At 71.0% G+C, this 17,337-nt stretch carries 12 protein-coding genes and 2 tRNA genes; 6 read left to right on the forward strand and 8 right to left on the reverse strand.

Annotated elements, in window-relative coordinates:
• Positions 1 to 401: 401 nt before the first annotated feature.
• On the forward strand, positions 402 to 1,052 hold the full coding sequence (locus E1264_RS09280; RefSeq protein ID WP_132171655.1) for a DUF4360 domain-containing protein: 651 nt from the start codon (positions 402 to 404) through the stop codon (positions 1,050 to 1,052).
• Between the two features lie 156 nt (positions 1,053 to 1,208).
• Here E1264_RS09280 and E1264_RS09285 read toward each other — a convergent pair.
• A tRNA-Gly gene (locus E1264_RS09285) sits at positions 1,209 to 1,279 on the reverse strand.
• Positions 1,280 to 1,419: 140 nt separating this feature from the next.
• On the opposite strand from E1264_RS09285, the gene E1264_RS09290 reads away from it, so the two are divergent.
• Positions 1,420 to 1,493 (forward strand) — tRNA-Pro (locus tag E1264_RS09290).
• A 28-nt stretch (positions 1,494 to 1,521) separates the two neighbouring features.
• On the opposite strand, the gene alaS is transcribed toward E1264_RS09290, so the two are convergent.
• Together alaS and E1264_RS09300 are read right to left on the reverse strand one after the other, a co-directional pair.
• On the reverse strand, positions 1,522 to 4,137 hold the full coding sequence (gene alaS, locus E1264_RS09295; RefSeq protein ID WP_132171657.1) for an alanine--tRNA ligase: 2,616 nt from the start codon (positions 4,135 to 4,137) through the stop codon (positions 1,522 to 1,524).
• A 315-nt stretch (positions 4,138 to 4,452) separates the two neighbouring features.
• A complete protein-coding gene (locus E1264_RS09300; protein WP_132171659.1) occupies positions 4,453 to 4,839 on the reverse strand; it encodes a helix-turn-helix domain-containing protein in 387 nt (128 codons plus the stop codon).
• Positions 4,840 to 4,961: 122 nt separating this feature from the next.
• Here E1264_RS09300 and E1264_RS09305 point away from each other — a divergent pair, with 122 nt between their 5' ends.
• Positions 4,962 to 5,540: a YceI family protein gene (locus tag E1264_RS09305; protein ID WP_132171661.1), complete on the forward strand. Its 579-nt coding sequence runs from the start codon at positions 4,962 to 4,964 to the stop codon at positions 5,538 to 5,540.
• A gap of 96 nt (positions 5,541 to 5,636) precedes the next feature.
• Complete coding sequence (locus E1264_RS09310; protein ID WP_132171663.1) at positions 5,637 to 8,228, forward strand: tetratricopeptide repeat protein; 2,592 nt, start codon at positions 5,637 to 5,639, stop codon at positions 8,226 to 8,228.
• Between the two features lie 215 nt (positions 8,229 to 8,443).
• Here E1264_RS09310 and E1264_RS09315 read toward each other — a convergent pair whose 3' ends face one another.
• Together E1264_RS09315 and E1264_RS09320 are read right to left on the reverse strand one after the other, a co-directional pair.
• Positions 8,444 to 10,255, reverse strand: a complete 1,812-nt coding sequence (locus E1264_RS09315; protein ID WP_132171665.1) for a glycosyl hydrolase family 18 protein — start codon at positions 10,253 to 10,255, stop codon at positions 8,444 to 8,446.
• 192 nt (positions 10,256 to 10,447) lie between these two features.
• A complete protein-coding gene (locus E1264_RS09320; protein WP_132171667.1) occupies positions 10,448 to 10,990 on the reverse strand; it encodes a MarR family winged helix-turn-helix transcriptional regulator in 543 nt (180 codons plus the stop codon).
• A gap of 61 nt (positions 10,991 to 11,051) precedes the next feature.
• On the opposite strand from E1264_RS09320, the gene E1264_RS09325 reads away from it, so the two are divergent.
• The gene (locus E1264_RS09325) at positions 11,052 to 11,471 is read left to right on the forward strand and encodes a cupin domain-containing protein (RefSeq protein ID WP_132171669.1); all 420 of its coding nucleotides are present in this window, start codon (positions 11,052 to 11,054) and stop codon (positions 11,469 to 11,471) included.
• A 5-nt stretch (positions 11,472 to 11,476) separates the two neighbouring features.
• Here E1264_RS09325 and E1264_RS09330 read toward each other — a convergent pair whose 3' ends face one another.
• Both E1264_RS09330 and E1264_RS09335 read right to left on the reverse strand, forming a co-directional pair.
• Complete coding sequence (locus E1264_RS09330) at positions 11,477 to 12,121, reverse strand: response regulator transcription factor (RefSeq protein WP_132171671.1); 645 nt, start codon at positions 12,119 to 12,121, stop codon at positions 11,477 to 11,479.
• Positions 12,073 to 13,383: a sensor histidine kinase gene (locus E1264_RS09335; protein WP_243710832.1), complete on the reverse strand. Its 1,311-nt coding sequence runs from the start codon at positions 13,381 to 13,383 to the stop codon at positions 12,073 to 12,075. Before E1264_RS09335 ends, E1264_RS09330 begins: the two co-directional genes overlap by 49 nt.
• 157 nt (positions 13,384 to 13,540) lie before the next feature.
• On the opposite strand from E1264_RS09335, the gene E1264_RS09340 reads away from it, so the two are divergent.
• Positions 13,541 to 16,045: a Tex family protein gene (locus E1264_RS09340; protein ID WP_132171675.1), complete on the forward strand. Its 2,505-nt coding sequence runs from the start codon at positions 13,541 to 13,543 to the stop codon at positions 16,043 to 16,045.
• Here E1264_RS09340 and E1264_RS09345 read toward each other — a convergent pair.
• Positions 16,042 to 17,154, reverse strand: coding sequence for a hypothetical protein (locus E1264_RS09345; RefSeq protein ID WP_132171677.1), 1,113 nt, complete (start codon positions 17,152 to 17,154; stop codon positions 16,042 to 16,044). The two genes, E1264_RS09340 and E1264_RS09345, sit on opposite strands and share 4 nt — an antisense overlap.
• Positions 17,155 to 17,337: the final 183 nt, after the last annotated feature.

A 17,337-nucleotide genomic window follows, 5' to 3' on the forward strand; every position in this document is an offset into this window, starting at 1 on the left:
ACCCGGCCCCCGCCCCCCAAAACACACGACGAGGAATGAGGCGCACACACACGCGAACCAGGAGAGGCGTGAAGGCCGTTTCCGGCCATTCCAGGCCGCACATCATGCCTGATCACGGCCTTGCACAACGCGGGGGACGCTTTTTGGAACGATGCTTGTCAAAGAGTCGCTATTGACGATCGAAGATCGATGATCATGGAGTCCAAACTGCGTTCTGCTTGGCAATACCAGTGGATCGAAAAGTTGAAAATCATTGATTGACAGTGCTTAACGGCAGAGGTTAGCCTTCCCTTAGATTCCGGGTCTATTGCCATTGATGGCGTTCGTTCACTCAGACATCAGGCGCCGCATCTTCGACCGCCGAAGGAGCAGCAGCGCCTACTTTCGAGCAGAGGAATCGCATGCGTAAAGGGATCGCCTTTTCTGTCGCCGCCGCGCTCGCCATGACCGCGGCGTCCGTCACCCCCGCCGCCGCGTCCGGGCCGTACGGGGACTTTCTCGGACGCGGCCCCGACGGCGTGACCATCGAGGTCGCGACCATCAACGGCTCAGGCTGTCCGCTCGGCACCGCCGCGATCGCCCTGAACGAGACCAACGACGCGTTCACGGTCACCTACAGCGAGTACATCGCCCAGGTGGGCGGCACGTCCAAGCCCACCGACTCCCGCAAGAACTGCCAGATCAACATGAGGGTGCACGTCCCGCAGGGCTTCACCTACGCTGTCTCGGCGACCGACTACCGCGGCTACGCCAACCTGAAGCCCGGCGCGAAGGCCTCCCAGACCGCCAGCTACTACTTCCAGGGCGACCCGCGCACCCGGCGGTACACCTATCCCGTGAACGGCCCCTACAACAACAGCTGGCAGAACACCGACGTCGTGGACGTGTCCCAGCTCGTGTGGTCGCCGTGCGGCGAGCAGCGGAACTTCAACGTCAACACCGACCTGCGAATCGAGACGACGGACGAGTCCAAGGTCAGCTTCATCGGCATGGACTCCACCGACGGCAGCATCAAGACGACCTACCACTACTCCTGGAAGCGCTGCCAGTAACCCCCGTCCACCACGCCGGCGCCTGATCCGACCAGACCGGGCCCTGCCCCCCTCCGGGGAAGGCACGGCCCGGTCCAACCCGCGCGGAGCGCACACGCGTCGCAAGCAGGGACATAAGAACGAGATCATGCCCGTGACTTCGGGCTCTGGAGTGGGAGCGGGCGACGGGAATCGAACCCGCGTAGCCAGTTTGGAAGACTGGGGCTCTACCATTGAGCTACGCCCGCGAGCGGATCAGGCCTGTAGGGCCTCGATCGCCATCCCGTAGCGTACAGGGTCCCGGGGGGTGGACGCGTCATGCCGGGTTGCGCGGAGCGGGGCTGATCGGGACTAGACTTCTCGCGTCATCGCCTACGGCGGTGGCGTGCGGGCTGTAGCGCAGTTTGGTAGCGCACTGGCTTTGGGTGCCAGGGGTCGTGGGTTCAAATCCCGCCAGCCCGACCGGATCGGCCGGGCCGGCGGGACCATGTCAGCCGAGGAGGGCGCGGGCCTCGGTGGCCGCGGTGCGGATCGCGTCCGGCAGGTTTTCGGGGTTTCGGCCGCCCGCGTTCGCGATGGGGCCCTTGCCGCCCGCGCCGCCGCCGACCTCGCGCGCGGCGGTGGTCAGGAGGTCGCGGGCCTGGATGCCGGGCGGCGTCGCTGCGACCAGGGCCGCCTTGCCCGAGGAACTCGTGCCCAGGACGACGATGCCCCTTGGGCCGCGGCGGTTCAGGATCGCCGTGGCGACGGTGCGGAGGTCCGCGCTGGTCAGGCCGGGGACGATCTGCGCCACCAGCCAGCCGCCCGGGAGCCTTTCGGCCTGGGACGCCAGGCGTTCCGCGTGCGCGTCCAGTTCCGCGCGGTGCAGGGTTTCCAGGTGCCGCTGGGTCTCCGCGAGTGTTTCCAGGCGCTGCCGCAGGCGGGCGGGTGCCTGGTCGGGAGACACGTGGAGGATTCCTGCGAGTTCGTGCAGGAGGTCGCGCTGGTGGTCGTAGTGGCGAAGGGCGTCCGCGCCGGTGAGCGCTTCGATGCGGCGCAGGCCGGTGCCGATGGACGACTCGCCGACGATGTGGACCGGGCCCGCCTGGGAGCCGTGGCCGACGTGGGTTCCGCCGCACAGCTCGCGGGACGCGTCGCCGATGTCCACGATGCGGACCTCGTCGCCGTACTTCTCGCCGAACAGCGCGAACGCGCCTGCCGCTTCCGCCTCGGCGCGGGACGCCTGCCAGACCCGGACGTCGGGGTCGTCCAGGAGGTAGTCGTTCACGAGGGTCTGGACGCGTGCGATGTCGGTAGGGGAGAAGTGCGCGAAATCGAAGCGCAGGCGTCCCGGCTCGACGCGTGAGCCGCGCTGGGCCGCGTGGTCGCCGAGGAGCCGGCGCAGCATCGCGTGGAGGACGTGTGTCGCGCTGTGCGACCGTGCCGTCGCCGCCCGGCGGTCCGCGTCGACGGTCGCCTCGGCCTCGTCGCCGGGACGCACCTCGCCGTCCAGTACGCGGACGGTGTGGACGTGCAGTCCGTCCAGGCCCGGCTGGGTGTCGAGGACCTGGAGCGTCGCGCTGGAGGTGTGCAGGGTGCCCGTGTCGCCCACCTGGCCGCCCGACTCCGCGTAGAACGGGGTGCGCGTCAGGATCAGTTCGATGTCGGAGCCTGGTCCCGCGTTCTGCAATGGTCCGTTGGGGCCGAGAAGGGCGAGGACTTTTGTTCCCGTTGTTGTCGTGGAGTATCCGACGAAGGTGCCGGGGCCGTGTTCCGCGGTGATCCGGCGGTAGACGTCCTGGCGTGCGACGGTGTCGCCCTTCCTGTTCTGGCCCGCCTCGTGCGCCTGGCGGCGCTGGGCTTCGAGGAGCTCCGCGAACTCGTTCTCGTCGACCGTGAGGCCCGCCGAGCGCGCCGCGTCGAGGGTCAGGTCGATCGGGAAGCCGTAGGTGTCGTGCAGCTCGAACGCGGTGCGCCCGGGAATGGTGGTCGTCGCGCGGCCGATCGCCGATTCGAGGATCTGCGAGCCCTGGCGGAGCGTTCGTTCAAAACCCTCTTCCTCGGCCGTGACGACCTGGTGGATCAGGCCGGATTGCCTCCTCAGTTCCGGCCATGTCCCGCCCAAATTGTCGATGACGCTGGCCGTCAGGGCGGGCAGGGTCAGGTCGTCCATGCCGAGCTTGCGCGCGTGGCGGATGGCGCGGCGCATCAGGCGGCGCAGCACGTAGCCCCGGCCGTCGCGCGCGGGCAGCACGCCGTCGGCGATGAGGAACGCGATCGAGCGCGAGTGTTCCGCGACGATGCGGATGGACGTGGAATCGTCGCTCCCGTCGCGTCCCGGGTATTGGCGGCCCGCCATTTCCTGGACGAGCCGGAAGGTCGGCGCAAGCAGGTCCGTCTCGCATACCGTATCGACGTCCTGCAGAATCGCGGCGAGACGGTCCAGGCCGAGGCCGGTGTCGATGTTCTTCGCGGGCAGCTCGCCGATGATGGGATAGTCGCCCTTCCCGGTTCCCTCGCCGCGGAGGTTCTGCATGAAGACGAGATTCCACAGTTCCTGGTAGCGCTCGCCGTCGATGGCCGGTCCGCCTTCACGACCGAAGGACGGTCCCCGGTCGTAGTGAAGTTCGGAGGATGGTCCGCATGGGCCGGGCACGCCCATCGACCAGTGGTTGTCCTCCATGCCGAGCCGCTGGATCCGTTCCGAGGAGACGCCGACGCGCCGCCAGAGCCGTTCGGCCTCGTCGTCGTCCAGGTAGACGGTGACCCAGATTCGTTCCGGGTCGAGGTCGTAGTGGCGGGTGAACAGCTCCCATGCCCAGGAGATCGCCTCCGCCTTGAAGTAGTCGCCGAAGGAGAAGTTGCCGAGCATTTCGAAGAACGTCGAGTGCCGCGTGGTGCGGCCCACGTTCTCGATGTCGGACGTCCGCGCGCACTTCTGCACGGACATCAGCCGGGAATGGTCAGGCGTCGTCTCGCCGAGGAAGTACGGCTTGAACTGGTTCATGCCCGCGTTCGTCAGCAGCAGCGTGGGATCTGCCGGGATGAGCGGGCTGGACGGCACAACGCGATGGTCGCGCTCCTGGAAGAAGCCCAGAAAGGTCGAACGGATGTCAGTCGAGCGCATGGAACGGCCTCACGAGGTCGATGGGATGACGGCGCACACCGCCGAGCCGGGCCGGGCACGACTGCTCGTTCCCCAGCTCGGCGCGGCTAGCTCGCCGTCCCACCTCGTGAAGGTCCATCGCCCACCACGCTACCTCGCGCAACGAGCGCGGGCACACGGATTTCTTTCGCGCTCGTGAACACCGGCGTCCTGCCGTGAATCGCATGTACGCCTATGTGAGGCCTGCCGAGTTGCTCGATCGGGTGCGTCCCGTGCCCGTCAGGACGGCTTACTTCTGCGACGCGGACCTCGTGCCCTAGTAGGCCGTGAACAGGCTCAGGACGTCCTTTTCAGCGCGTCGGTTTCGGCGAGCCGAGCGTCGTAGTCGGCGCGGGCGGCGTCGATCTGGTCGAGGTGGGATTCGGCCCAGGAGACGAGGGCGTTGGCGGCGTCCATCAGCGTCGCACCCAGCGGGGTGAGCGAATAGTCGACGCGCGGCGGCATCACCGGATACACGGTCCGGGTGACGATTCCGTCGCGTTCCAGGCCCCGCAGCGTCACGGTGAGCATGCGCTGGCTGATGCCGTCGATCTCGCGCTTGAGCTCGGTGAACCGCTTGGTGCGCTCGCCGAGCAGCGCGATGACCTGCAGCGACCATTTGTCGCCGACCCGGTCGAGGATCTCGCGGGCCCGGCAACCCGCCGAGTGCGGCTGCAATCCCATGGTTCTCTCCAGGTGACCGAGGCAGAAAAAAGTGCCTTCTTGTGCCGACTCCGAGGGTGTCCGCACCATGGAGACGGTTCCCGATCGGAACCGCCTTACCTTTCATAACCCTAGGAGACACGATGACGACCGAGCTTGTCGAGGTCCCCGGCTACATCGCGGGCACCTGGACCGTCGACCCCGTCCACTCCGGCGTCGGCTTCACGATCAGGCATCTGATGGTCAGCAAGGTCCGCGGCCGTTTCGGGACGTTCGAGGGGACCGTCGTCACCGGCGCCGACCCCCTCGACTCCACGGTGACCGCGTCCGTCGACCTGGCCTCGATCGACACCGGGAACGCGCAGCGCGACGAGCACGTCAGGTCCGCGGACTTCCTGGACGTCGCCACCTACCCGGCCATGACCTACCGCTCCACCGGCGTCCGCCGCGACGGCGGCGGCTTCGTCCTCGACGGCGAGCTGACCCTGCACGGGACGACCAGGCCGGTGCCGCTCGCCCTGGAGGTCGAAGGCTTCGGTCCCGACCCGTTCCGGCAGGACGACCCGTTCAAGGGCGCCCGCGCCGGGTTCACCGCGACCGGCGAGATCAACCGGCTGGAGTTCGGCATCGGCGATCGCGCCACCGTCCCGGGCGGCGCGCTGGGGCTGGGGGAGAAGGTCCAGATCGTCCTGGAGATCGAGGCGGTGCTGCAGACCGCCTGAGTGCCCGCGCCCGACCGCCTGGGTGCGCCGCGCCCCCGGCCGGCGAGGGGTCCGTTCATCTTCCGTTCCCCGGGATGAGTGATCATTCGTCAAGGGATGGAAAAGGACCGGAGGGCGGTGGACCGGGTGCCGGACGAGACGTCCACCGGCGCGGCGCGCCCCTCGCCGGAGGGGCAGGTCCCCAGGCGCGCGCGGCTGGCGGCGCCGTGGATCGTGGGCGGGCTCACCGCGGTCATCACGGCGGTGACGACGTCCCTGGACGCGCTGGACCTCGCCGCCCCCGTCCAGGTCGTCGTCACCGGCGGCGTCGCCCTCCTGGCGGGGGTCGCCGCCTGGGGCACGCAGCAGGGCGGGCCCGGCGACGGTCCCGGCGGCCGGGACGAGATCGAGCAGAGCGTCACGCCCGCGCAGCTCCCGCCCGTGATCGCGCACTTCACCGGGCGGGACGGATCGCTCGCCCTGCTGCGCCGCGCCGCCGCCGACGGGACCGGCTCCCCGGCGTCGCCGCTGGTCGTGTCGCTGCACGGCCCCGCCGGGGTCGGCAAGTCGTCGCTGGCGGCCCGGTTCGCGCACGAGATCGCCGCCGACTACCCCGACGGAGCGCTGTACTTCGACTTGCGCGGCACGGGCGACGCGCGGGTCGCGCCGGAGGAGGTGCTGATCGGGTTCCTGCAGGCGCTGGGCGTCCGGCTGTCCACCGACCCCGGCGGCCTGCCGGAGCTGCAGAAGCTGTGGTGGACGTGGACGAAGGGCCGCCGCATCCTCGTCCTGCTCGACAACGCCCGCGACGCCGACCAGGTGCGGGCGCTGCTGCCGCCGGTCGGGGGCTGCGCGGTGATCGTGACGTCGCGGCAGCCGCTGCACCTGCGCAACACGGTCGACCGGCGGCTGCGGGAGTTCACCGGCGAGAGCGCGGTGGAGCTGCTCGGCCGGCTCGCCGGGCGGGAGCGGATCGCCCTCGACCCGGTGGCGGCGGACGAGATCGCCGAGCTGTGCGGGTACCTGCCGCTCGCGATCGGCATCTGCGGCGGCCGCCTCGCCGCCCGCGAGTCGTGGACGCCGCGCGCCATGGCCGACCGGCTCCAGGACGAGCGGCGCCGCCGCCTCGACGAGCTGGAGACCGCCCGCGACATCGACACCAGCGTCCGGGCGAGCCTGGCGCTCAGCTACGACGACTGCAGCCGGACGCAGCGCCGCCTCCTGCGCACCCTGGCCATGCTCGACGCGCCCGACGTGCAGGCGTGGGCGGCGGGCGCGCTGCTCGGCGTGTCCGACCTGGAGGGCGACGACCAGCTGGAGGCCCTGGTGGACGCCCAGCTCGTCGAGTGCTCCGGGACGGACGCGACCGGACGGATGCGGTACCGCCTGCACGACCTCGTCCGCCTCTACGCGCTGGAGCGGACGGAGGTCGAGGACGCCGAGCACGAACGCGACGCCGCCCTGGAGCGCGTCCTCGACGGCTACCGCGAGCGCGCGGAACGCGTGGCCGCGAGCCGCTGGCCGCAGGACTGGCACCGCCGGGCGGGCGAGGCGCCCGTCTCCGAGTACTCGGCGCTCGACTGGCTGACCAGCGAACGTCCCGCCCTTCTCGCGCTGCTCGCGCAAGGCGCGGAACACGAGATGTGGAGTCTGGTGTGGCGCCTTGGCCGCGCCACGTGTTCGCTGTTCCATTCGTTGCGCGTGTTCTGGCCGGAGTGGCGCGCGGCAGCGGAACTGACGTACACGGTCGCCACCCACATGGACGACGACCAGGCCGTGGGGATCGCCTTGCTCGAACGGTCGTCCGTCCAGGGAAACCAGGGCTTCATGGAGAGCGCGTACAACGACGCCTCGGAAGCCCTCCGCATCTTCACCGGCGGCAGGGAGATGTGGTGGCGCGCCCGAGCGCTCCGCGCCGCCGGCATGTGCCTGCGCGACGCCGGCAACCTCGACGAGGGCCAGGGCTACCTGATCGAGGCGATCGACGCGTTCGCCGAGGAGGGCGACGCCTGGTGGCGGGCCAGGACGCAGCGCAACCTCGCGGAGCTGCGGCTCGCCCAGCGCCGCTACGAGGAGGCCCGCGGCCTGCTCGAACAGGCCCTGGGTGTCTTCCAGCGCAACGGCAACCGGTACTCGGAGGCGCAGACGCTCCGCGCGCTCGGGGAGGTCCTGGCCGCCGAGGCGCGGGCGCTCCGCGCGTCCGGCGACACCGCCGCCGCCGACGTGAAGCACAGCCTGGCGGCGCCGACGCTGGAGCGGGCGATCGAGGCGTTCCGGCTGCGCGGCGAGCAGTGGGAGGCGGCCCGGTGCCTGCGCGCCGCCGGGGAGACCGGCGACCCGCGCAACGGGCTGCGGGAGCTGAGGTTCGTGCGCGAGTCCGCGCGGACGCTGGAGACGCTCGGCGACACCTGGGGCCTCGCCCGGACGCGCATCTCGGAGGGCCGTGCCCTCGGCCGGCTGGGACGCCACGACGAGGCGGCCGAGGCGCTGCGGCGGGCCGTCGAGGCGTTCGACGAGCTGGGCGACCGCTGGATGCAGGCCCGGAGCCGCCGCGCTCTCGCCGTGGTGCTCCTGGACGCGGGCCAACGCGAACCGGCCGCCGTCCCCGCCCGCGAGGCCCTCGACCTGTACCGCAGCCTCGGCAACGCGTCCGGTGTCGCCCGCGCCCGCGCCGTCCTGGCCCGTACCGAGACCCGCGCCGAGAACTGATCCGGGAGCTGATCCGGAACTGATCCGGGAGCTGATCCGGAGAACGATAAGGGCCCTTTCCCGGCGGCGGGGGGCGCCGGGAAAGGGCCGGGGGCCCTGGCCGGAGTGCGGCCAAGGGCGGGCCCCTGACCGGCGTCCGGTTGGTCAGGGGCCCGATGTCTCGGCTGTCTAAGGGGCTGGGAGGACCCCCTCTGCGAACAGCTCAGCCGAGACGGCTATCGGATGGCGTTGATGAGCTCGCCATTGGCGGTGTCGCCGCTGAGCTCCCAGAAGAACGCGCCACCGAGTCCTTCCGAGCCGGCCCAGGCCGACTTGCTGCCGATCGTGGCAGGCGTGTCGTAGCTCCACCACTGGTTACCGCAGTGGGCGTAGGCGGTCCCGGCGATGGTGCCGTTCGAGGGGCATCGTCCCTTGAGGTCCTTGTAGTCCTCGATGCCCTGCTCGTACTTGCCGGGTGCGGGTCCGGTGGCCGTGCCGCCGGGCTCCTTCTGGGTGACGCCCGTCCAGCCGCGGCCGTAGAAGCCGAGCCCCATCAGGAGCTTGCTGCCGGGGATGCCCATGGACTTCAGCTTGGCGATGGTGTCCGCCGTGTTGAAGCCCTGCTGCGGGATGCCCGGGTAGGACGTGAGCGGCGAGTGCGGCGCCGTCGGTCCCTGCGCGTCCCATGCCCCGAAGTAGTCGTAGGTCATGGGCAGGTACCAGTCGACGTACTGCGACGCGCCCTTGTAGTCGGCCTTGTCCAGCTTGCCGCCGGAGCTGGCGTCCGCGGTGATCGCGGCGGTCACGAGGTTGTTCGAGCCGAACTTGGTCCGCAGCGCGCTCATCAGGTTCGTGAACGCGGCCGGGCCGCTCGTGTCGCAGGTCAGACCGCAGGCGTTCGGGTATTCCCAGTCGATGTCGATGCCGTCGAACACGTCCGCCCAGCGCGAGTCCTCGACCAGGTTGTAGCAGGACTCGGCGAAGGCCGCCGGGTTCTGCGCGGCCTGGCCGAAGCCGCCGGACCAGGTCCAGCCGCCGAACGACCACAGCACCTTGAGGTTCGGGTACTTCTTCTTCAGCTTGCGCAGCTGGTTGAAGTTGCCGCGCAGGGGCTGGTCCCACGTGTCGGCGACGCCGTCGACGCTCTGGTCCGCGCCGTACGCCTTCTCGTAGTCGGCATACCCGTCGCCGATGGTGCACCGGCCGCCCTGGACGTTGCCGAACGCGTAGTTGATGTGGGTCAGCTTGCGCGCGGAGCCACTCGTGTCAATGTTCTTGACGTGGTAGTTCCGCTGGTAGACGCCCCAGTTGACGAAGTAGCCGATGACCTTGCCGGCCGTGCCGCTGCCACCTTCGTCGGTGGTGACCTGGAGGGGAGCGGAAGCGGGGGAGCTCTTTCCGGAGGCGTCGTTCGCCTTGACCGTGAACGTGTAGGCGGTCTTCGGCGTGAGACCCGTGATGTTGGCGCCGGTCTCGCTGCCCGAGGCGACCTTGGTCGCGCCCTGGAAGACGTCGTAGCCGGTCACGCCCACGTCGTCGGTGGACGCGTCCCAGGCGAGCCCGACGGTCGTGGCGGACTTGTTGACGAGGCGGAGGCCCATGGGGGTGGTGGGAGCCTCGAGGTCCTCCTCGCCGTTGCCGCCGCCGTCGCACGACGCGCCGTTGATCTTGCACCCGGTGAAGAAGCCGGGGCCGGTTCCGTTGAACCCGAAACTGACCGTGCTGTTCGCCGAGAGGGTGTTGCTCCACGTCGGGTTGGTGAACGTGTAGTGGTTGCCCGAAACGGCCTTGTTGGCGTTCCACACCGACGTCACGCTGGTGCCTGAGGGCAGGTCGCCCTCCAGCTTCCAGCCGTTCAGGGGGGCGTTCGTCCCGTTCGTGATCGTGCACGAGCCGCCAAAGCCGGTGCCCCAGTCCTGCGTCTTCTTACACTCGGCGGTGACCGTCCCGGCCGACGACGCCGGGGGCGCCACCAGCAGGGCGGCCGCGACCGCCAGGGTTGCTGCGCCGGCGAGCACGGTGGCCCGCCGTCCGCCCGGTCTTGACATGATTCTCCGTTCGTTCGGCCCCCGAGCAAACAGGAATCCCCGCTCAATTCTTAGGAAACTTTCCTAAGAATTGGGTGGATCGTAACCGGGTGGAACGGTGCGTTCAAGAGCCTTCGGGCAGGCAGGACGCATCAGTGCAGGTGGTCTAAGCAACTGCCTGGGCACGTACGGGTACAAACCGTCCAAGAATTTTCAGGCCGAGCCGAACCAGCCGGGGACGTCGAGCCGCCACGGATCGCCGGGCGTGACCCTGCGGAGATCGTCCTCCAGGGCCCGGACGCGGTCCGCGCCGAGCCGCTCGACCCAGCCGTCACGGACGCGGTCGAAGATCCGCGCGGAGCGGGCCAGCGAGTCGACCCCGTGCGCGGTCAGCCGGACGAGCTTGCGCCGGGCGTCGGACGGGTCGGCGGCGCGCTCGACGTACCCGGCGCGCTCCAGCGACTCGATCATCTTGCCCGCGGCCTGCTTGGACACCCCGAGCCGCCGGCCGAGCTCGACCGCGGTCGTGCCGCCGGTCCCGATGGCCTGGAAGACGAAGCCGTGCATCGGGCGGAGCCCGGGATGCCCCTGCTCGGCGAGCTCGGCGTGCACCTCGTCGACGATCACGCGGAAGGCGAGGAACAGCCGCAGCGGCAGCTCGTACCCGGGGGCGTCGTCGGGCGCGTCGTCGGGCGCGTCGTCGGGCGCGTCGTCGGGCGCGTCGGCCGCCCCGCCGGCGGGCTCGTCAATTGACATGAAAGACAACCTCATTGACTATTAGGACAACCACGTTGTCTAACTTAGGGGATCGGGGCTCATGACGCTCATCCGCGCCGCCGAAAGCCGCCGCACCGGCACGCCGAACGGCACCATGACCACCTTCGCGACGCCCACCCAGGGCGGCACGGAGGGCATCGCGCTCTGGCGCGTCGACATGGCGCCCGGCAGGACCGGGCCGCTGCACGCCTTCGACACCGAGCAGATATGGACGTTCCTGGACGGCACCGCCACCATCGACCTGGACGGGCGCACGCTGGAGGCGGGCCCCGGCGACACCGTCGTCCTGCCCGCCGGCGTCCCGCGCCAGATGACCTCGCGCCCGGACGCCGGGTTCACCGCCGTCGTCGCCGCCCACGCCGGATGCCTCGCCTACGACCCGGACGCGGTGGTGGACGAATCGAAATGCGACATCGCCCCCCAGGGCGACGAGCGGCTCGTCCCGCCCTGGGCGCGATAGCCCGGTCAAGCGCCCAGGTAGGCGAGGACCGCGAGGACGCGCCGGTTGTCGTCCTCCGACTGCGGCAGCCCGAGCTTGGCGAAGATGTTGTTGGTGTGCTTGCTGATCGCCTTCTCAGTGACGAACAGCTTCCCCGCGATCGCCGCGTTCGACCGGCCCTCCGCCATCAGCCCGAGCACCTCGCGCTCGCGGGGGGTGAGCTGCTGCAGCGGCTCCTCGCGGGCGTGCCGGGTCAGCAGCTGCGCGACCACGTCCGGGTCGAGGGCGGTGCCGCCGTCGGCGACCCGGCGCACCGCCTCCACGAACACCTTGACGTCCGACACCCGGTCCTTCAGCAGGTAGCCGATGCCGCCCGTGCTGTCGGACAGCAGCTCCCGCGCGTACAGCTGCTCGACGTGCTGCGACAGCACCAGCACCGGCAGCCCCGGGATCTCGCGGCGCGCCTCCAGCGCGGCCCGCAGCCCCTCGTCGGTGAACGTCGGCGGGAGCCGCACGTCCACGACCGCCACGTCAGGGCGGTGCGCGGTCAGCGCCCGCAGCAGCGAGGGCCCGTTGTCGACGGCCTCGACGACCTCGAAGCCGAACGCGCCCAGCAGGCGGATCAGTCCGTCCCTGAGGAGGGCGAGGTCTTCGGCGATGACAACGCGCACGGCAGCTCCATGGTCACGACGGTCGGCCCGCCGGGCGGGCTCGTGACGGCCATGGTCCCATCGAAGGCGGCCAGCCTGCGCTCGATCCCCCGCATCCCGGACCCGGACGCGGGGTCGGCGCCGCCCGTCCCGTCGTCTCCGACGATCATCAGCAGCCGGCCGCCGGAGTGCTCGATCTGGACCCAGGCGCGGCGGGCGGCCGAGTGCTTGACGACGTTCGCGAGCATCTCCGCGACCGCGAAGTACGCCGCCGACTCGACCGGCGCCTCGGCGCGTCCGGGCAGGTCCGTCTGGACGTCGACGGGCAGCGGCAGGCCCAGCGCCAGCGCCCGGACGGCCCCGTCCAGTCCCCGCTCGGCCAGCACCGGCGGGTGGATCCCCCGCACCAGGTCGCGGAGCTCGGTGAGCGCCGTCCCGCTGGCGGCGCGGGCCTCGGCGAGGAGCTGCTGCGCGGTCTCCGGGTCGTGCTTCATCATCTCCTCGGCGAGCCCGATGTTCATGCTCAGCGCGACGAGCCGGGCCTGGGCGCCGTCGTGCAGGTCTCGCTCGATGCGGCGCAGCTCGGCGGCGGACGCGTCGACCGTCTCCGAGCGCGTCTCCGTCAGCCGCTGGACGCGCTCGGTCAGCGCGGCCCGCGTCGGCGCGAGCAGCGACTGGCAGAACAGCGCGTGCGCCTTCAGGAAGAACGGCCCCACCGGGACGGACACCACCATCAGCACCGCACCCAGCACGACGGACCCGACGATTCCGAAGATCCCGTAGTCGTCCAGCGGCCAGAACGGCCCCCACCCGTACCCGGTGACCTGCCCGAGCCACGGCGCGAGGACGATGCCCTCCAGCCCGTAGAGGCTCAGCAGCCCGCCGAGAATCCCGAGGACGAGCGCGATCGGCACGTTCAGCAGCGACCACACCAGGTCACGCCACGTCGCCGGGTCGGAGAACAGCCACGTCAGCCGCCGGAACGGCCCGATCCCGGCCGGCGGCTCCGGCCGGTACGGGACGGCGATCTCCACGCCCGACCATTCCGCCGCCCACACCCGCTGCTGGTTGGCGATCCCGCGGATCGCCTGCACGACCACCGGCGTGAGCACGACCCCGACCCCCAGCGGGATGAGCGCGATCGACACCACCGCGAGGATGAACAGCGGCAGGTTCGCCACGTACGCCACGACGATCTGCACCACGGCGCGGACGAGGTTGGTGAAGGCACGCCGCCCGTACGCGCCGAGACGCGGCCCGATGACCAGCTCGCGGTCACTCACCTGTACCTCCACGACTTCTCTGCCCGGTAGATCCCGGCCCCAATGTCCGGTAGATCCCGGCCCCGTCTCCATTGTGGTCGACCGCCGTCCAGGGCTCGGTGGTGTTAGGCCCCCTCTCACCGGCGGCGAAGGTGGGCTTAGACCTACCCTTCCTTCTGTGACAGCGACGAAGAGCCAGACGTCCGCCGGGCATGACGGACCGCCGCCCATCACCCAGCGCATCGCCGAGGAGATCGGCGTCGGGGAGGGGCAGGTCCGGGTCGCGGTGGAACTCCTCGACGGCGGCGCGACCGTCCCGTTCATCGCCCGCTACCGCAAGGAGGCGACCGGGACGCTCGACGACGCGCAGCTGCGCGCCCTGGAGGAGCGGCTGCGCTACCTGCGCGAGCTGGACGAGCGCCGCGCCGCGATCCTGGAGTCGATCGAGGCGCAGGGCAAGCTCACCGACGAGCTGCGGGCCCAGATCATGGCGGCCGAGTCCAAGGCGCGGCTGGAGGACATCTACCTGCCGTACAAGCCGAAGCGGCGCACCAAGGCGCAGATCGCCCGCGAGGCGGGCCTCGAACCCCTCGCCGACCTGCTGCTGAACGACCCGTCGAACGACCCGCAGGCGGCAGCCGCCGAGTACGTGGACGCCGACAAGGGCGTCGCCGACACGGCCGCCGCCCTGGAGGGCGCCCGCGCCATCCTCGTCGAGCGCTTCGCCGAGGACGCCGACCTCATCGGCGCCCTGCGCGAGCGCATGTGGAGCCGGGGCCGGATGGTCTCGCGCGTCCGGGAGGGCAAGGAGGAGTCGGGCGCGAAGTTCTCCGACTACTTCGCGTTCGCCGAGCCGTTCGCGAAGCTGCCCTCGCACCGCGTCCTCGCGCTGTTCCGCGGCGAGAAGGAAGAGGTCCTCGACCTCGACCTGGAGCCCGAGGACGAGCCGGAGCCGGGGCAGCGCAGCTCCTACGAGGTGGAGATCGCGCGGCGGTTCCAGATCACCGACCAGGGCCGTCCGGCCGACAAGTGGCTCGGCGACGCGGTCCGCTGGGCGTGGCGCACCCGGATCCTCGTGCACCTCGGCATCGACATGCGGACGCGGCTCCGCCAGGAGGCCGAGGACGAGGCCGTCCGCGTGTTCGCCGCGAACCTGCGCGACCTTCTCCTCGCCGCCCCCGCCGGGACCCGCGCGACCATGGGCCTCGACCCGGGCCTGCGCACCGGCGTCAAGGTCGCCGTCGTGGACGCCACCGGCAAGGTCGTCGCCACCGACACGATCTACCCCCACGAACCCCGCCGGAAGTGGGACGAGTCGATCGAGACCCTCGCGACGCTCGCCCGCGAGCACAAGGTCGACCTCGTCTCCATCGGGAACGGGACCGCGTCCCGGGAGACCGACAAGCTCGCCGCCGACCTGATCGCCCGGCACCCCGACCTCGGGCTCACCAAGATCATGGTGTCGGAGGCGGGCGCGTCGGTGTACTCGGCGTCGGAGTACGCGGGACGCGAGCTGCCCGGCCTGGACGTGTCGCTGCGCGGCGCCGTCTCCATCGCCCGCCGCCTCCAGGACCCGCTCGCCGAGCTCGTCAAGATCGACCCGAAGTCGATCGGCGTCGGCCAGTACCAGCACGACGTGTCCGAGGTGAAGCTGTCCCGCTCGCTCGACGCCGTCGTCGAGGACTGCGTGAACGCCGTCGGCGTCGACGTGAACACCGCGTCCGCGCCGCTGCTCACCCGCGTGTCCGGCATCGGCGAGGGGCTCGCGGAGAACATCGTCGCGCACCGCGACGCCAACGGCCCGTTCCGCAGCCGGGGCGGGCTGAAGGACGTCCCGCGGCTCGGCCCGAAGGCGTTCGAGCAGTGCGCCGGGTTCCTGCGCATCCCCGGCGGCGACGACCCGCTCGACGCGTCCAGCGTGCACCCGGAGGCGTATCCGGTCGTCCGGCGGATCCTGGACGCGGCCGGCAACGACATCAAGGGCCTCATCGGGAACACCGCCGTGCTGCGCTCGCTCAAGCCCGCCGAGTTCGTCGACGACACCTTCGGGCTGCCGACCGTCACCGACATCCTCGCCGAGCTGGAGAAGCCGGGCCGCGACCCGCGCCCGGCGTTCAAGACCGCGACGTTCAAGGAGGGCGTCGACAAGCTCGCCGACCTCCAGCCCGGCATGATCCTGGAGGGCGTCGTCACCAACGTCGCCGCGTTCGGCGCCTTCGTGGACGTCGGCGTCCACCAGGACGGGCTCGTCCACATCTCCGCGATGTCCGACAAGTTCGTCTCCGACCCGCGCGAGGTCGCCAAGTCCGGCGACATCGTCCGCGTGAAGGTCCTGGAGGTCGACCTGCAGCGCAAGCGCATCTCGCTGACGCTCCGCCTGGACGACGAGCCGGGCCGCGACCAGCAGGGCGGCGGCGGACGGCAGCGGGGCCGCCAGGGCGGCGGGGAGCGGCGCGACGGCGGCGGACGCCAGAACCGCGGCGGCCAGAAGCCGCGCGGCGACGGCCGCGCCCAGGGCGGGCGCGGCCAGGGCGGGCGCGGCCAGGGCGGCGGTGGTGCCCGAGGCGGTCAATCCGGTCAGAGCGGGCAGGGGGCCGGAGGTGCCATGGCCGACGCGCTCCGCCGCGCCGGCCTGGACAAGGGCCTCCCCGCCGGCGACCGGAAGGACCGCAGGAAGCGCTAGTCGGTGAAGCCGCGCCAGCGCCCGTCCGACCCCGTCTCCGTGGGAGCGGGATTCCGCGGGCGGACGGGCCGCCGCGGCGGCGTTGGTTCCGGACGCTGGTACGGCCCCTGGCCGAGCAGGTCCTGCGCGTGCGGTGAGCGCTGCGGCGGCACTGGCGCGGCATACGGCACGGGGTCCCCGAGCAGCGGGTTCTCGAGCGGATCCTGCGTGGACGACGCGTCCCCGGCGGCCGGTTCCCGCGGCTCGTCGTCGATGGGGCGGTGCCGCGGGAACTGCAGGACGGCGACCACGCCGAGTGCCAGCGCGCCCAGCCGCATCCCGGAATGCGCCAGGTCCTGCGGCCACCGCTCCGCGTAGAGGAACGTTCCCATCGTCAGCAGGTACGTCTTCGCCGTCACCGTCATCACGGTCGCCACGATCGAGACCCGGCAGCGCTGGAACGCCATGACCATGATCCCGAACCCGATCGCCGCCGAGAACACCGTCAGGTACGGCCACGGGGTCAGGGCGATCTCCGGCCGGGCGGCGTCCGCGTGGTCGCTCCACCCCTTGATCGCCAGTTCCGCGGTGCCGACCGGGAAGCCCGAGCTCAGCCCGTAGGCGATGCCGGTGACCGGCCGGGCGTGCCGCCCGTCCGGCCGGTGGTCGCCGAGGACGAGGATCAGCACCGGCACCGCGACCGCCGGGCCCACCACCACCGCGATCTTCCACAGCGGCGCGCCCGCCGAGCCGATCGGCTCGTCCCCGCGGAGCGAGGCGGTGAGCAGCAGGATCGCGCCGCCGATCAGCAGCAGGCTCAGCCACTCGCGCGCGGTGAGCCGCTCGCCGAAGAACACCAGCGCGATCAGCAGCAGCGGCACGATCCCCGACATGAAGATCGGCACCGCCGTGGACAGCGGCAGCCTGCTCAGCGCCAGGATCTGCAGGCCGAGCCCGCCGAGCACGAACCCGAGCGCGATCAGGAAGATCCAGTTGGTGATGATCGTCCAGGTCATGTGCAGGATCCGGTTGCCCCGCAGCGGGGCCATCCGGTCCGCCGCCACTTTGAAGAAGGCGAACCCGAGGTAGTAGAGACCGGTCGCACTGAAGGCCGCAGCTATCCCGTTCATCCCGGACGAGTATGGGGGTTCTGGTGCTGGATGTCACTGCCTGTGCCGAATTGCTGACGCTGATTCGGCGGTCCGGAGGGCGTCCGATGTCCGCAGCCGGCGCCGCTACCCCATAGACTTGGCCGCGCGAAGGCGCGGAGCCGTGTTCGGCGTGCCCGCGCCGCCGAGAGACCGACCGGCCGA

This window comes from Actinomadura sp. KC216 (assembly GCF_004348535.1).
Taxonomy (GTDB): Bacteria; Actinomycetota; Actinomycetes; order Streptosporangiales; family Streptosporangiaceae; genus Spirillospora.

Bases quoted from the DNA above. Each gene is read 5' to 3' on its own strand.
- E1264_RS09305 (WP_132171661.1), top strand. From the start codon at position 4,962: ATGACGACCGAGCTTGTCGAGGTCCCCGGCTACATCGCGGGCACCTGG.
- E1264_RS09280 (WP_132171655.1), top strand. From the start codon at position 402: ATGCGTAAAGGGATCGCCTTTTCTGTCGCCGCCGCGCTCGCCATGACC.
- E1264_RS09310 (WP_132171663.1), top strand. From the start codon at position 5,637: ATGGAAAAGGACCGGAGGGCGGTGGACCGGGTGCCGGACGAGACGTCC.
- E1264_RS09320 (WP_132171667.1), bottom strand. From the start codon at position 10,990: ATGTCAATTGACGAGCCCGCCGGCGGGGCGGCCGACGCGCCCGACGAC.
- E1264_RS09345 (WP_132171677.1), bottom strand. From the start codon at position 17,154: ATGAACGGGATAGCTGCGGCCTTCAGTGCGACCGGTCTCTACTACCTC.
- E1264_RS09315 (WP_132171665.1), bottom strand. From the start codon at position 10,255: ATGTCAAGACCGGGCGGACGGCGGGCCACCGTGCTCGCCGGCGCAGCA.
- alaS (WP_132171657.1), bottom strand. From the start codon at position 4,137: ATGCGCTCGACTGACATCCGTTCGACCTTTCTGGGCTTCTTCCAGGAG.
- E1264_RS09300 (WP_132171659.1), bottom strand. From the start codon at position 4,839: ATGGGATTGCAGCCGCACTCGGCGGGTTGCCGGGCCCGCGAGATCCTC.
- E1264_RS09325 (WP_132171669.1), top strand. From the start codon at position 11,052: ATGACGCTCATCCGCGCCGCCGAAAGCCGCCGCACCGGCACGCCGAAC.